The sequence below is a fragment of the Salinivibrio sp. IB643 genome, from assembly GCF_001996105.1.
Lineage (GTDB): Bacteria > Pseudomonadota > Gammaproteobacteria > Enterobacterales > Vibrionaceae > Salinivibrio > Salinivibrio costicola.
The window spans coordinates 33,139-48,287 of record NZ_MUFF01000023.1 but is presented as its reverse complement, the minus strand read 5'-3'; the positions used below and the strand labels follow the sequence as shown (position 1 = coordinate 48,287).

Sequence of the window (15,149 nt, the reverse complement as noted above, 5' to 3'; positions counted from 1 at the left end):
CTATTTAGACAAGCCAAAAACCCTATAAAATATTTACCAACAAAGTTATCCACAGATAGACGACGCGATGGGAAAAACCATGGTTAACAGGGGTCACGACTCGTGGCATGCTTAACGACTAACGTGTTTAACTGGCAATCAAGATACTGATATGGCAACTCTTCCCGATAACCCCCTCATCCTGGTGGATGGATCCTCTTATCTTTACCGGGCTTACCATGCGTCACCCAGCCTCACCAATAGTGAAGGTGAGCCGACGGGTGCGGTCTATGGTGTGGTGAATATGCTGCGCAGTTTATTGCGCCAATACCCGCATTCTCATGTCGCGGTGATTTTTGATGCCAAAGGGAAGACGTTCCGCGATGACATGTACGAACAGTACAAAGCGAATCGTCCACCGATGCCAGATGACTTACGTGGGCAAATAGCCCCCCTGCATAAGATTATTAAAGCAATGGGGTTGCCTTTACTTGCGGTAGAGGGGGTCGAAGCCGATGACGTTATCGGCACACTTGCCACTCAGGCCTCACAAGCCGGAATGCCGGTACTGATCAGCACCGGCGACAAAGATATGGCTCAATTAGTGGACGAGCATGTCACCTTAATCAACACCATGACTAATGTGGTGATGGACCCGGATGCGGTGCGTGATAAGTATGGCTTTGGTCCTGAGCATATTATTGATTATCTCGCGCTGATGGGGGATAAAGTCGATAACATTCCTGGCGTGCCGGGGGTGGGCGATAAAACTGCGACGGCGTTGATTGCCAACCTCGGCGGCTTGGATGATATCTACGCCAATCTGGATAAAATTGCTGAGCTGAGCTTCCGCGGCGCCAAGAGCATGGCAAAAAAGCTAACGGACAATAAAGAGGGCGCCTATCTTTCCTATCAGTTGGCTACTATCAAATTAGATGTGGCGCTTGATTTCACCCCGCAACAACTGATTAAGCAAGCACCTGATAATGATACCTTGGTAGTCATGTACCGCGATTTACAGTTCCGTCGTTGGCTAAAAGAGCTCGACGAGGGAGATGCGCCAGAGGAATCAACCTCTGATGAGCCTTTATCGCAGGCAGTCAGTATCGATCGTGATCATTATCAAACCGTACTCACGCGCGAGTCACTGGAAACATGGTTAGAGAAAATTCGTCAAGCTGACGTGGTGGCGGTGGATACGGAAACCGATAGCCTTAACTATATGGAAGCCAATCTGGTTGGTATTTCATTTGCGGTCGCGCCAGGCGAAGCGGCTTATGTACCGGTGGCCCATGATTATCTCGAAGCGCCTGAGCAGCTATCACTGGAAGATGTGATCACTGTATTGCGCCCTTGGTTGGAAGATCCCGCGGCGGCGAAAGTCGGCCAAAACCTAAAGTATGATGCCAGTGTCTTTGCGCGCCACGGGATCACCTTAAAAGGGATAGCCTACGACACCATGCTGGAGTCGTACGTTTACAACAGTGTCGCGGGGCGTCATGACATGGACAGTCTCGCTGAGCGTTACTTACAGCATACCTGCATTAGCTTTGAAGAAATTGCGGGTAAAGGAAAAAAGCAGCTTACTTTCAATCAGATCCCGTTAGAACAGGCCGCACCTTATGCCGCGGAAGATGCGGATATTACCCTACGGTTACATCAGTATTTGATTGGACGAGTCACCAGTGATGAAAAGTTAAAAACCATTTTTGAGTTTTATGAAATGCCACTGGTCAGTGTGCTATCGCGCATGGAACGTCATGGTGTATTAATTGACAAAGACAAGCTGGCGACGCAATCAGAAGCGCTGCATACCCGTTTGATTGAGCTTGAGCGTGAAGCGTTTGAGATTGCCGGAGAAGAGTTTAACTTAAGCTCGCCGAAGCAACTACAAGCGATTTTATTTGAGAAAATGGGTCTGCCAGTGGTCAAGAAAACCCCATCAGGTAGCCCGTCGACCAATGAAGAAGTGCTGCAAGAGCTCTCGCTCGATTACCCGTTGCCTGCGCGTATCTTGGAGTATCGTGGGCTGGCAAAACTCAAATCGACTTACACGGACAAATTGCCGCGCATGATCAATGCGCAAACAGGCCGTGTGCACACCTCGTATCATCAAGCGGTCACAGCCACTGGGCGTTTATCGTCCACCGATCCAAATTTACAGAATATCCCGATTCGGAACGAGCAGGGTCGCCGTATTCGTGAAGCCTTCACCGCGGAACCGGAGCATACGATTTTAGCGGTGGATTACTCGCAGATCGAATTGCGGATTATGGCGCACCTATCCGGTGATAAAGCCTTGTTAGAAGCGTTCCGTGAGGGCAAAGATATTCACGCAGCCACGGCGGCCGAAGTGATGGGGGTGAGTCTTGATGAGGTCACCAGTGAGCAGCGTCGCCGCGCCAAAGCGATCAACTTTGGTTTGATTTATGGTATGAGTGCCTTTGGCCTCTCACGCCAGCTTGGTATTGGTCGCCATGAAGCGCAAACCTACATGGACACCTACTTCGATCGTTATCCAGGCGTGAAAGCATATATGGATAGCACCCGTGAGCAAGCCGCAGAAAAAGGTTATGTGGAGACTATCTTTGGCCGTCGTTTGTACTTACCTGAAATAAAATCACGCAATGGCATGCGTCGCAAAGGAGCCGAACGTGCGGCTATCAACGCGCCGATGCAAGGTACCGCCGCCGATATTATTAAGCGTGCAATGATATTGGTTGATCAGTGGATTCAGGCCAACGCCGCGGATGACGCGCGTCTGGTGATGCAAGTTCACGATGAGCTGGTGTTGGAAGTAAAAACGTCATCTATGTCCAAAGTTGAAAGCCAAGTACGAAAATTGATGGAGTCGGCGGCTGTACTTGATGTGCCCTTAATTGCTGAGGCAGGATTTGGCGATAACTGGGGAGAAGCCCACTAAGTTTACGGTTTTTATCTATATATCGACCTTTTAGTATAAAGAGCCGAATGCGAATTCGGCTTTTTTTTGTTTAGTATCCAACTGATCTATGGTGGTTTTCGTTCTTTTTTGCGTATTTTTATGAAAAAAAATTACGTAATATACTTTTCAAGGCTGGGTGATTGATATACAGTTATCAGCGTAGGGTACAGAGGTAAGATGTTCTATCTTTCAGACCTTTTGTTTCACGTTATTGGATTTGGCTGATTCAGCAGCCCCAGTCAGGATACTGACTGGGGCTTTTTTTATTGGTTGATATGCCGCGACGCGAGCAGCCCTGCCACTGCCTTTTTAACTATTTTCAGCTGTGTTGATCCTGTATTCCAAAAAATTAGAGCAATTACTTTAATTTTGCTGGGGAACCTGGTTATAATACGCACAGCTTCTTGTTCTTTATGTGTTTACAGGGTCTGATTCAGATCACGCACGCACAAAGATTCGCCGACCCTCGATGAGGGTCGGCTTTTTTTTAGCTTTCGTCTTTTAGCGCCAGATCCGTGAGGGAAGACGTTGTGCGTCCCTTACGCCGATAAAAGGCGATTACTCGCTAGGCAGTGGTTGCTCATCGCTAAGCAATGGCGGCGTGGTGTGATACCAGGCATCCAGTTTTTGACGTAATTTATCCACGCCAATGCCCTTGAGTGACGAATACAATTCGACCTCGACATCGCCGCAAAATGCCAGTGACGCTTCTCGAATCTTCATCAATTGCTGTTTACGTGCACCGGTTTTAAGCTTGTCCGCTTTGGTCAGTAACACTAAAACGGGCAATTTTGACTCAACGGCCCAATAAATCAGCTGCTGATCCAAGTCTTTCATCGGGTGGCGAATATCCATCAACACCACTAATCCGCCAAGTTGATCACGTTTTTGTAAATATTCTCCCAGCGATCGCTGCCATTTCTCTTTCATTTCTAGAGGGACTTGGGCATAACCATAGCCAGGGAGGTCGACAATATGGCAACCCTCGTCCACCTTAAACAGGTTAATCAATTGTGTCCGACCGGGGGTTTTACTGGTTTTCGCTAGGCTCTTTTGGTCACATAGACGGTTAAGGGAGCTAGATTTACCGGCGTTTGAGCGGCCAGCAAAAGCGATTTCGATTCCTGTATTATCAGGAAGATGGCGGATGTCTGGTGCGCTAGTAACAAACTGGGTGTTACGGTAATTAAGTGATTGCTCCACTGTTAACTCCGTCTCGTCTTGGTGTAGTAGACTGATTACTTTTGTGTGAATTTGTGTAAAATAACCGTGCTCGGTTTTTGATCGGTAATTGTACCATGACGGTAACTAAGTAGTGGTACTGGAAGCTTGATAATTATAAACGGAATGTCATGAAGAAATTAGCGCTAATATTGACTCTCCTGGCCAGCACTTCAGTCTGGGCTCAAGGAGATGCTGAAGCGGGCAAAGCCAAATCCAATACCTGTGTCGCCTGTCACGGTGCTGACGGTAACAGTGTTTTGCCTGATTACCCAAACTTGGCGGGTCAGCACGCCAACTACATTGAAAAGCAGTTGAAGGAATTTAAGCTTGGCGCGCAAAGCGGTGGTGAGCAAGGGCGATACAACGCGGTGATGGCTGGCATGGTGGCTCCTTTATCGGAGCAGGACATGGCTGACCTGGCTGCTTATTACGCAACGCTCACGCCCAAGCCTGGCACAACCCCCGAAGGCGCGGTTGAAATTGGCCGTCAACTCTATATGGCGGGCGATGCAGAGCGAGGCATTGCGGCGTGTGTCGCTTGTCACGGTCCACGCGGTAATGGCACTCCCTCTTCTGGTTTCCCGAAAATTTCTGGCCAGCCCGCAAACTACTTGGCGAGTCAGTTGAAGATGTTCCGTGCAGAGGAACGTCATAATGATATGAATAACATGATGCGATCGGTGGCTGCCAAGCTCACTGACGAAGAAATTGATGCGCTGTCGAGCTATCTCGGTGGTCTGCATTAATTACCGAGCGTGACAGCAAAGGCGGTTGTGAATAACGCAGCCGCTTTTTGTTTCCTTCCTCTTCCTATCACTGCTTTGCGATTTGCTTGCATGGTGTTCGCGCTGATAACGACAAGTGCGTTATCGGGTGTAAGATATTTGCTATTTTACGGCGAGAAAATCGCGATATCGATTGAAAGATAAAATAAAAAACATTATATATTCAACCTCTTATCACGCACCTTTCTTTTTTAAACAGGATTTTTTTGTTTGGCATGCTAGGCAAATTAAGTGATTAGGATACGCTATCATCATCAACAGGACGTTGACGCCAAGAATAGGCCAACCGGCTAAGGACAGCTTGTCACCAGGAAGGTGTTGCCACAGGATGTGAACTCGCCAAGGTCGGCATGCAAGGATAGTCTCGCACAGGATGTGATGTGGATGTTATGACGACAAGGACGCAGGATGCGACCGTTAGGCAGGTAAGCCAACCACACTAATAGGATGTTAAAACCAAGGCGTAAAACGCTATTGAACAGGGATGAAAGACGTACCAGGACGAACGACACCCGCTTATATCGCCAAGGCGATACCGCGACAGGCATTATGCCTGTCGCTTTTTTATTGACCCACTTTCTGCTACATTCGCGCCAGCTTTTGGCATAGACGAATAACATGCAGCACTGCCCTTTATGTGAGCATACCCAGACTCACCCTTACCATACCGATAAGCGCCGCGCCTATTTTCAATGTACGCGTTGTGATTTGGTGTTTGTTGATCGCCAGGCGCTGCTGGCTCCGCACGATGAGAAAGCCATTTATGACTTGCACCAAAATCATCCTGATGATGCGGGCTATCAGCGCTTCTTATCGCGGTTGGCCACCCCGTTACTTGCGCGGTTAGCTGAATCGCCACGCAACGGCCTAGATTTTGGTTGTGGTCCGGGACCGGTGCTTGCAAACATGCTGCGTGACGCGGGACATTCCATCGCCTGCTATGATCCCTTCTATGCCCCTGATACACAGGTGTTGGCGCGTGGTTACGATTTCATCACCTGCACCGAAGCGATTGAGCACTTTTATCACCCCGCCGAGCAGTGGACACAATGGCTATCCATGCTAAAGCCGGGTGGGTATCTGGGGATCATGACCAAGATGGTCCAGGATCCAGCGGCATTTTCACGCTGGCACTATAAGAATGACCTGACTCATGTCAGCTTTTTTAGCCGCCAAACGTTTCAATTTCTAGCTGCTCAAGCTGGCTTCGAACTGACCTTTTTGGGCAACGATGTAATATTAATGAGGAAACCATTGTTATGACGCGTAAAAAGAAAACGCGCCGCACAGGATCGGAAGGCCCGGCGCAATACGTAGATAAAAACCAGACTGAGCAAGATCGAATTGCTCGCATGCTGAAAAAGCAGAAAAAACGGAAAGGAAAAAAAGCAGGATCGCGTCATTCTGAAGAAAGTGATGTGCAAACGCATCGTCGCGGCGGCAAGAAAGACCCACGGATTGGTAGTAAAAAACCGATTCCATTGGGGCCTGAAGCTGCGAAACCGAAACAATCCACGTTGACCCCTGCGCAAGAGCTGGAAAAGCTCGAGCAAGACCCGCAACTGAATGTCTTACTCGATCGCATCGAAAACGGTGAAAAGCTCGGGGCAGGGCTGCAAAACTATGTCGATGAAAAACTCGATCGCATTGAAGTGCTGATGGATAAGCTAGGGTTGCTGAGCGACGAGGATACACCGGAGGATGATGACAGCGATCTGCTTGCCAAATTTGAGCAACAGAACGATTAATGAGGAGTAGCAGGTGCAGGACGGGATCTGGATACTAGCAGGACTAGGCGCGTTGATTATTTTAGCGTTATCGGTATACGCCGGGACTTTGCTGGCAAGACTCAAGCGGCAGACGGCGCTGCAAGCGGAGATGGAAGAGGCGGCGATAAAAAAGCGGAATGATAAAATCATTGAAAGCGTTGATGTGATTGCGTTCGCAGCCTTGAAAGATCAATGTGATTTGTCCGAGGCGGCGATTCGTCTTTATATGATTATGGATCACCTTCAAGGGGAAAAGCGGGTTGAATTTGATAGCCGCTACCCTGCGTTATTTGAACTTTACGAGGCGGTCAAAGACACCCCACGAGGTGATGCCAGGAAAACCCTTAAAAAGAACGAACGGATGCGGTTGGACTTTGATCGTGCCAAGCATGAAGCGCGACTCGAGCAGGCGATAAAAGCCGAGTTGGCCGAGATTTTGGCCTTTACGGGTGGCCGGCATATCCCTGATCATATTTTGACCCACTAAGTGTACCTGCTTGGAATGCGGCTGCTCGCAGCGGCATTCCTTTATTATTTTGGCACAATACCCTTATAATTATTAGGCGAAAATCGATCTCGCCGACACTTTCACTATACCAATGCGGGTAGTGCTAAACACCTAACTTAAGGCTGTGGCACACTATACTTTGTCCTCCTTTCCTAAGCGCCTTTGCGGAATGTAAGCCATGTCATCACCACAAATCATTTGGGATCAAGCCTTGATCAATAAGTATAATTATTCAGGGCCCCGCTATACCTCGTACCCCACCGCGCTTGAATTCCATGAGGCATTTACGCCTGCGGAATTTGATATGGCATGTAGCCAGTACCCTGAGCGGCCGTTGTCGTTGTATGTGCATATCCCATTTTGTCACAAGCTTTGCTATTACTGCGGCTGCAACAAAGTGGTGACCCGGCATCAACATAAGGCGGACGAGTATCTGGATGCCTTGGAACATGAAATTCGCCAGCGTGCATTCTTACTGGGCGCCCGTCGGGTTACTCAATTGCACTGGGGAGGCGGTACACCCACCTTTCTCACCAAAGCACAGATCTCGCGTCTAATGGGGTTACTGCGCCAAGAGTTCCAGTTTGAAGACGATGCGGAAATCAGTATCGAGGTGGACCCACGTGAAATACCGCTGGATATGCTCGATCATCTGCGCAGTGAAGGGTTTAATCGCATCAGTATTGGCGTGCAGGACTTTGATAAAAAAGTGCAACAGCTGGTCAATCGAGAGCAAGATGAAGACTTTATTCACGCATTGGTTGCACGTGCGCGAGAGCTTGGCTTTCGCTCCACCAATCTTGATTTGATTTATGGTTTACCCAGCCAAATCCCCGAGGGATTTGCCAACACGCTAGAGCAAGTGCTCACCATGCGCCCTGGGCGGCTATCAGTGTTTAACTATGCGCATTTACCTAATTTATTCGCCGCCCAGCGGAAAATAGACGAGAATGCCTTACCGTCACCCGACGCCAAGCTCACCATGCTGCAAGAAACCATCAACACGCTAACGGCGGCGGGGTATCAATTTATTGGTATGGACCACTTTGCGTTGCCCGATGATGAGCTGGCGGTTGCGCAACGTGAGGGACGCTTGCATCGTAATTTTCAAGGCTACACCACCCAGGGTGACTGTGACTTATTAGGATTGGGTGTGTCCGCGATTTCGATGATTGGTGATTGTTACGCGCAAAATCAAAAAGAGATGAAGCGGTATTATCACCAAGTGGATGCGGAGCGACATGCCTTATTTAAAGGCGTTATGTTGGAGCGCGATGATCGTATTCGCCGCGATGTGATTAAAGCCTTGATGTGTAACTTTACCCTTGAGAAGGCGGTGATCGCCGCACGTTATCAGATTGATTTTGACCGTTACTTTGCTGACGATCTCAAGTTGCTACAGTGTTTTATTGACGACGATTTGGTCCGTGTCACCGACCAGACCATCAGCGTGACCAAAACCGGTCGGATGCTGATCCGCAATATCTGTATGAGTTTTGATATTTATTTACGGGATAGGGCGCGACAACAACAGTTCTCACGGGTGATTTAAACAAAAAAACCGCCAAATGGCGGTTTTTTTTATAACACCCACAGCCCATTAGCGGGCCGCAGCTTTGGCTATTAGCGCCGCTTTCTCATGGTCAGACAAGAAGGCAATGGTTAGGCCATTTTCTTGTAGTGTGTTGATTTGCGTAGCGGTTAAGCCTGCGGCTGGGGCCGCGACTTCATATTCATAGGGCAGCTCGATGCCTTCCACGGCTGGATCGTCGGTATTTAACGATGCCAGAATACCGTGGTCGAGGAATTGGCGCACCGGATGCTGTGCGAGATCAGCAATGGTACTGGTCTGAATATTCGAGGTTAGGCAGGATTCAATCCCGATACGGTGCTTGGCTAAATAGTCCATCAAAGCGGGGTCTTCAATCGCTTTCACGCCATGGCCAATACGGGTCGCGCCTAGCTCGTTAATCGCCTGCCACATACTCTCAGCGCCCGCAGCCTCACCAGCGTGAACCGTCACTTGCAAATCACTGGCTCGAACTTTGGCAAAATGTTCGGTGAATTGGTCTCCGGGCTGCCCCAGTTCGTCACCGGCTAAATCGATAGCAACCAGTTGCGATTTCTGTGTCAGTAGTGCATCCAACTCGGCCATACAGGCTTGGGTGCCGAAAGTACGGCTCATGATGCCAATCAGGTTGGTTTTCACGCCAAAGTCACGGCTGCCGGCCTGCACGCCATCGACGACGGCTTCCACCACGCCTTCGAGGGGCAGTTGATGTTTCATCGCCATGTAGTAGGGCGAAAATCGTAGTTCGGCATAGTCGATGTGTGCATTTAGGGCATCCTCGACGTTTTCATACGCCACGCGCCGTACCGCGTCGAGATCTCCGAGTACTGCCACACCCCAATCAAGTTTTGAGAGAAACGCGACCAAATCAGGCGCGGTATCAACCACCTGTACATGGGGGCGCAGGCTTTCAATGTCATGTGCCGGCAGCGGCATCGAAAACTGCTGACCAAGCTCTAAAATCGTATTGATGCGGATGTTGCCATCGAGGTGACGGTGTAGGTCCGTTAAAGGAAAATCGTGTCTCATCATCGTTGGTTCCCAGCCGGTGAGTTGGCGCTCAGTATAGCGACTGTGGCGCCATGCGTCAGCTGTCGAAGCGCGTAGGACGTGAGCCTTATCGCGCTGGCAATTTATCCGTTACCCGTTCTGTTGGTTGTTCGGCCAAGGGTAGGGGCCTGGCGAACAAGAACCCTTGCGCATAATGGCAACCAATTTCACGTAACCTAGCCGCCTCTTCTTTGGTTTCAATGCCTTCAGCGACCAAGTGGACATCCATGCCACGGGTCATGGCAACCACGGCTTCAATGATCCTTTGGTTGGTGCTGTTTTCGGTCATCGAATGGACGAAGCTACGGTCGATTTTTAGGCTGTCGAAAGCCATCTGATGTAAATAGGCCAATGAAGAATAGCCCGTACCAAAGTCGTCAATCGCAATTTTAATCCCAAGGGCGCGGATTTTAGTGAGCCCAGAGGTCGCGAGATGCTCATGGCTCATCAACTGTGACTCAGTGATCTCTAAGGTTAAATTCTCGGGCGGAAGTTGTGTGCGTGTGAGCACTTGCTCCAACTTGTCGATAAAGTCAGCCGATAATAACTGTCGTGCTGATAAGTTGACATGTAATTGGAAATGGGCAGGCCATCGTCCGGCCTCAATTTGTGCGACCGTATCAAAAGCGGCTTGTTCAAGCACTTGCATGCCGATTTGGTTGATTAAACCGCTTTGTTCGGCGACCGGAATGAACTCAGCTGGGGACACCATGCCACGGCTGGGGCTTTCCCAGCGTACTAAAGCCTCCGCGCCACAGAAATAGCCATCGCTTAAGCGCACGAAAGGTTGATAGAACACGACGAATTCATGATGCTGAACGGCATGATGAAGCTCAAGCAGGAGCCGAGACTGCTCTTGCACCCGAGCTTGCATACTGGCTTCAAAATAGACATACATCGCCGTATCACTGCGCTTGGCTTCACTGAGAGCCAACCCTGCGTGTTGGAGGCTTTCATGAATGGCATCCCCGTAGGTATAACCGAACACCACCCCGGCACAAGCATCCACCAAGACATCGTCGTTACCGATAGTGACTGGGCGGTTAAACAGACTCAGTAGTTGACTCACTAGCGCTTCTGACTGGGTTCGGTTGGTGGTGTGGGGCGCCAGGACCGCAAATTCATCACCGCGAACGCGTGCGATTAGCATCTTGGAGCCCTCGGCTAAATCTGTTAACCGTTGTGCGATGGCACGTAGCAGCACATCACCGCCGTCTTGACCTAGGCTATCGTTAATATCTCGAAAGCCATTGACGCCTAAAATCGCCAAGGTATTCGGTGACCGATAACGCAGCCCGGCGGCTTGTTCAATCAAGCCTTCGCGCGTATACAACTGGGTTAAGTTATCTTGGCGGACTTGCTGACGTAAGCGGTTGAATGACTCTTGCATTTTGCCGGACATGTTATTAAACGCGTCTTTTAATATCGCAATCTCCCGCAGGTTGGCAGGGGTGTTAATCCGATAAGTGAGATTGCCTGAGGCGAGCTTTGCCGCCGCCTCTGCGGTGTCACGCAAAGGCCGAGTGAGTTGGCGAATAATTAAATAAACAATCACCAAGCCAACTACCGATATTGCGATCACTAAATAAATACTGATTTCTTGTTGGCTTAACAAGCTTTCGAGAAGCAGCTGATCAGGCAGCGCAACCACCACATACCATTGATGCTGAAAAGGCGGCGGTAAGGCGATTTTTTTGACGGTGCCATAGAAGTAACCCTGTTTTTCATGGATGTCGAAATGAAACGATTTGCCGAGCTTTTCAGGTTCAGGAGGCCAATCAGCCGATATCTCATTGATGGTAGCGTTGAGTACTGAGTTATTGGTGATATTAGGGAAGTGCAAAATGTTGCTAGGACTGCTGTTGCCGCTATGGGCGATCATCCGGCCTTCGTCATCGACAATAAAAAGCGCGCCGCCGAGTTTTTGCTGGCGCTCACTGAGAAAGCGATTAAAGGCCGTCAGCTTGATATCGCTGGCGACCACCCCCCAGACCTCGCCACTGACCTGCACGGGCGCAATGGCGGAGAGTGATACTTCGCCGATTTCATCAGCATCGAGGTATATATCGGTCCAGCGTGGATGTTCGCGGTTAAAGGCTGGAATATACCAGGGGCGAACACGAGGATCATAGTGGCTGTCTTGGTAAACAATATTGGCGTTTAACGTTCGACCGTCGAAGATGCGTAATGCGCCTTGTGTGGCATCACTTCGCTCCATCAAAATCGACTGGCCTACTTGATTTTTGCGATAGCCAAAATAATCGCCGTTCGCATCAACGCCAATGCTGAGCACTTGCATGTATGGCATGGCCTGATAAAGCGACGTATGACTACTGAGTAAATAGTCTCGCAAGCCTTTATTGTTGATGGGAGCGGCTTGGAGGCGGGCGGCGAGACGCTCAGCGACAAATACGTTGGCGTTAAACGGGTGCTGAAGATACTGGCGTAAGTCTAATTCAATCCCTTGAGAGTAATCGTCCAGCAGCAGTTTACCGACAAACTGAGAGCTGGTGCGGTAGTGGCTGTTAATGGTCAGAATGATCACAATCAAGGTGAACGTGAGCACGAGAAACACGGGGATCATTACAGCGGCTCGAATCGACAATGGGCGCATGTTTCTCATCAAAACAACAACATCACTTTTCTCATCAACTAAACACCATTGAAGTTAACACGATCAACGGTTTTTACTTCAATCTCTTTACTTAAATTTAGCAGAGGTTCAAATTGTGTCAGTTTTAATATTGCGTTAGTGCTCAATATTAAGCTCTTTCAGCTTGCGTGTCAGTGTATTACGCCCCCATCCTAAAATTTTCGCGGCTTCTTGCTTATGCCCATTAGTATGTTGCAACGCTGATTGTAGGAGTATTCGCTCCACGTTAGGCAATGCTTGTTGCAAAATGCCATGCTGCCCCTGAGTGATTGCGTCCTGAGCCCATTGAGTGAGTGCATCCTGCCAGTCTTGCGCTTCACTGTCGGTCACAGACAATGGCTGATTGACCAATTCGCGCGGTAAATCACCGGGGAGTACTTCTTTACTGCTGGCCATCACCGTGAGCCAGCGGCAGGTGTTTTCCAGCTGACGCACATTGCCAGGCCACGGAAGCTGACTCATCATGGTTTCGGTGTCCGGGTGAAGTTGTTTGGCCTCGACATCTAACTCTTTAGCTGCGCGGGCCAAAAAGTGCTGGCACAGTTGCGGGATGTCCTGGCGCCTGTCCTTGAGTGATGGAAGGTGGACGCGAATCACATTTAAGCGATGGAATAAGTCCTCTCGGAATGTGCCATTGGTGACAAGACGCTCTAAATCTTGGTGGGTCGCAGCAATAATACGGACATCCACATCGACGGCTGCGTGGCCACCCACGCGATAGAATTGACCATCGGCGAGCACGCGTAGCAAACGCGTTTGCACATCCAACGGCATGTCACCAATTTCATCCAAAAATAAGGTGCCGCCATTGGCTTGCTCAAACCGTCCTCGGCGAACGGCATTGGCTCCGGTAAATGCGCCTTTCTCATGTCCAAACAGCTCTGACTCGATCAAATCTTTTGGGATTGCTGCCATGTTCAGGGCAATAAAGGCTTGCTCTGAGCGCGGACTATGGCGATGAAGCGCTTGGGCAACTAACTCCTTGCCGGTGCCGGACTCACCGTTGATTAACACCGAAATGGATGAGCGCGATAACCGACCGATGGCGCGAAACACTTCTTGCATCGCTGGGGCTTCGCCAATGATTTCTGGCGTTTGTGGTTGTGGTTGCGTCGCCGTTTGCTGCTTTTGCTGTTCTTTAAAGTGGACTAACGCGCGCTCAACCAAAGCCAAGGCTTCGTCAATATCGAAAGGTTTTGGCAGGTACTCAAACGCGCCTTCTTTATAGGCATTAACCGCGGCATCTAAATCAGAGTGGGCGGTCATGATAATGACGGGTAAGTCTGGATGTTGTGCTTGCACCACATTGAGCAGAGCAAGCCCATCGCTGCCTGGCATACGAATGTCTGACACTAAAACGTCGGGGGTGCGATCGTGCAACGCACTCATTACACTTTCAGCATCGCAAAATGTATCGCACGTGAGGCCCGCGGCACTCAGTGTTCGCTCCATCACCCAACGAATCGAGCTGTCATCATCCACGACCCAAATAGTCCCTTTACTCATGCGGTCTATCCTTTTCAATAATGGGTAATTGGATAGTGAAGCAGGTATGGCCCGGCCAGCTATTCACTTCAATTTTGCCCTGGTGTTGATCGATTAAGTGGTGGGTAATGGCCAGTCCGAGTCCATTACCATCCGCTTTGCTGGTGACCATCGGATAGAACAAGGTATCTTGTAAGTGAGAGGCGATACCTGGGCCATTGTCGATGATTTCTATCTGGGCCACGACACGATGGCGTTGACCATGAATCACGGTTTGAAAACCGGTGCGGGTGCGCAGTGTGAGGCGTGCATCCTCTTGCCCACTCACCGCGTCGGCGGCATTGGTCACCACGTTGAGGATCGCCTGCTCAAGCTGCTCTGGATCCATATCAAAATCAGGCAAACTGGGGTCATAGTCGCGCACAATATGCACCCCATCATGATGATCAAGGCTGACCAGTTGACGGACTTTCTCCAAGACCACGTGAATATTTTGCCGTTGGCGTAATCCCGGGCGCTGCGGTCCAAGCAAGCGGTCGACTAAATTTCTTAAGCGGTCCGCTTGCTCGATAATGATTTGGGTATACTCCGCGAGGCTGGCATCGGGTAGCATTTTTTCCAGTAGCTGTGCCGCCCCGCGCAATCCGCCTAGCGGGTTTTTTATTTCATGAGCCAAGCCACGCACCAGCTCTTTTGCTGCTTGTTGTTGCGCTTTTTGGGTCAGCTCCTTGCTGATCCTTTGTTGCTGGCTCACGACGTTGACTTCAAGTAACAGACGGCCCTCATCCTCGGCGTCAAATAAGGGACTTGCACTGAGTTGTACTTTTTGTGGTTGTCCATCAACCACCCAAGTGACATCACTATCGGTTAAACTTTGCCCTGCCTGAGTGGCGCTGGCTATGTGCGCCCAGTCAACACTGGCATGCTGAATTTGCTGTGTGAGGGGTTGCTGGCGCAAGCGCCTAGCACTTTGATGCATTAGCTGTTCTGCTGCTGCATTAACGTATTCAATACGCCATTGGCTGTCTACCACAATGATGGCGGTAAGCAGATGATCAAACAGTTGAGCTGGCGTCATCCGTGTCGCGTCCTTGTTTGCACTAGTTTGGTGCATTGAGTGTAATCGAGATCCTTGCATGATGCAGCCGGTACCACTGAATTTGTGATGGTTTAGGTGCCGTG

12 protein-coding genes are annotated in these 15,149 nt (G+C 49.8%); 7 read left to right on the top strand and 5 right to left on the bottom strand.

Going from position 1 to position 15,149, the window contains the following annotated elements:
* Positions 1 to 151 precede the first annotated feature (151 nt).
* Together polA and BZG77_RS15235 are read left to right on the top strand one after the other, a co-directional pair.
* Positions 152 to 2,902 (top strand): DNA polymerase I, encoded by a 2,751-nt coding sequence (polA, locus tag BZG77_RS10760; protein WP_077647242.1) that lies wholly within the window; start codon positions 152 to 154, stop codon positions 2,900 to 2,902.
* Between the two features lie 198 nt (positions 2,903 to 3,100).
* Positions 3,101 to 3,148, top strand: coding sequence for a hypothetical protein (locus BZG77_RS15235; RefSeq protein ID WP_438616993.1), 48 nt, complete (start codon positions 3,101 to 3,103; stop codon positions 3,146 to 3,148).
* A 333-nt stretch (positions 3,149 to 3,481) separates the two neighbouring features.
* Here BZG77_RS15235 and yihA read toward each other — a convergent pair whose 3' ends face one another.
* Positions 3,482 to 4,126 carry a ribosome biogenesis GTP-binding protein YihA/YsxC gene (gene yihA / locus BZG77_RS10755; RefSeq protein WP_077647241.1) on the bottom strand — a complete coding sequence of 215 codons (645 nt, stop codon included), beginning with the start codon at positions 4,124 to 4,126 and terminating at the stop codon, positions 3,482 to 3,484.
* Positions 4,127 to 4,275: 149 nt separating this feature from the next.
* Between yihA and BZG77_RS10750 the strand changes: the two genes are divergently transcribed.
* From BZG77_RS10750 to hemN, 5 genes are all read left to right on the top strand, one after another.
* Entirely contained in the window at positions 4,276 to 4,893 is a 618-nt protein-coding gene (locus BZG77_RS10750; protein ID WP_077647240.1) for a c-type cytochrome, read from the top strand.
* A 657-nt stretch (positions 4,894 to 5,550) separates the two neighbouring features.
* Positions 5,551 to 6,195 carry a class I SAM-dependent methyltransferase gene (locus tag BZG77_RS10745; RefSeq protein WP_077647239.1) on the top strand — a complete coding sequence of 215 codons (645 nt, stop codon included), beginning with the start codon at positions 5,551 to 5,553 and terminating at the stop codon, positions 6,193 to 6,195.
* Positions 6,192 to 6,680, top strand: a complete 489-nt coding sequence (yihI, locus tag BZG77_RS10740) for a Der GTPase-activating protein YihI (protein ID WP_077647238.1) — start codon at positions 6,192 to 6,194, stop codon at positions 6,678 to 6,680. Before BZG77_RS10745 ends, yihI begins: the two co-directional genes overlap by 4 nt.
* A gap of 13 nt (positions 6,681 to 6,693) precedes the next feature.
* Positions 6,694 to 7,188: a DUF2489 domain-containing protein gene (locus tag BZG77_RS10735; RefSeq protein ID WP_077461681.1), complete on the top strand. Its 495-nt coding sequence runs from the start codon at positions 6,694 to 6,696 to the stop codon at positions 7,186 to 7,188.
* A 199-nt stretch (positions 7,189 to 7,387) separates the two neighbouring features.
* Positions 7,388 to 8,761, top strand: a complete 1,374-nt coding sequence (hemN, locus tag BZG77_RS10730) for an oxygen-independent coproporphyrinogen III oxidase (RefSeq protein WP_077647237.1) — start codon at positions 7,388 to 7,390, stop codon at positions 8,759 to 8,761.
* A gap of 48 nt (positions 8,762 to 8,809) precedes the next feature.
* On the opposite strand, the gene add is transcribed toward hemN, so the two are convergent.
* From add to glnL, 4 genes are all read right to left on the bottom strand, one after another.
* Positions 8,810 to 9,811 (bottom strand): adenosine deaminase, encoded by a 1,002-nt coding sequence (gene add / locus BZG77_RS10725; RefSeq protein ID WP_077461679.1) that lies wholly within the window; start codon positions 9,809 to 9,811, stop codon positions 8,810 to 8,812.
* Positions 9,812 to 9,896: 85 nt separating this feature from the next.
* Entirely contained in the window at positions 9,897 to 12,443 is a 2,547-nt protein-coding gene (locus BZG77_RS10720) for a bifunctional diguanylate cyclase/phosphodiesterase (protein WP_198532412.1), read from the bottom strand.
* A 135-nt stretch (positions 12,444 to 12,578) separates the two neighbouring features.
* Positions 12,579 to 13,988, bottom strand: coding sequence for a nitrogen regulation protein NR(I) (gene glnG / locus BZG77_RS10715; protein ID WP_077647235.1), 1,410 nt, complete (start codon positions 13,986 to 13,988; stop codon positions 12,579 to 12,581).
* Positions 13,981 to 15,045: a nitrogen regulation protein NR(II) gene (gene glnL, locus BZG77_RS10710; protein WP_077647234.1), complete on the bottom strand. Its 1,065-nt coding sequence runs from the start codon at positions 15,043 to 15,045 to the stop codon at positions 13,981 to 13,983. The genes glnG and glnL overlap by 8 nt, the downstream gene beginning before the upstream one ends.
* Between the last annotated feature and the right edge of the window lie 104 nt (positions 15,046 to 15,149).

Bases quoted from the DNA above. Each gene is read 5' to 3' on its own strand.
- polA (WP_077647242.1), top strand. From the start codon at position 152: ATGGCAACTCTTCCCGATAACCCCCTCATCCTGGTGGATGGATCCTCT.
- BZG77_RS10750 (WP_077647240.1), top strand. From the start codon at position 4,276: ATGAAGAAATTAGCGCTAATATTGACTCTCCTGGCCAGCACTTCAGTC.
- BZG77_RS10745 (WP_077647239.1), top strand. From the start codon at position 5,551: ATGCAGCACTGCCCTTTATGTGAGCATACCCAGACTCACCCTTACCAT.
- yihI (WP_077647238.1), top strand. From the start codon at position 6,192: ATGACGCGTAAAAAGAAAACGCGCCGCACAGGATCGGAAGGCCCGGCG.
- hemN (WP_077647237.1), top strand. From the start codon at position 7,388: ATGTCATCACCACAAATCATTTGGGATCAAGCCTTGATCAATAAGTAT.
- add (WP_077461679.1), bottom strand. From the start codon at position 9,811: ATGATGAGACACGATTTTCCTTTAACGGACCTACACCGTCACCTCGAT.
- BZG77_RS10720 (WP_198532412.1), bottom strand. From the start codon at position 12,443: ATGCGCCCATTGTCGATTCGAGCCGCTGTAATGATCCCCGTGTTTCTC.
- glnG (WP_077647235.1), bottom strand. From the start codon at position 13,988: ATGAGTAAAGGGACTATTTGGGTCGTGGATGATGACAGCTCGATTCGT.
- glnL (WP_077647234.1), bottom strand. From the start codon at position 15,045: ATGACGCCAGCTCAACTGTTTGATCATCTGCTTACCGCCATCATTGTG.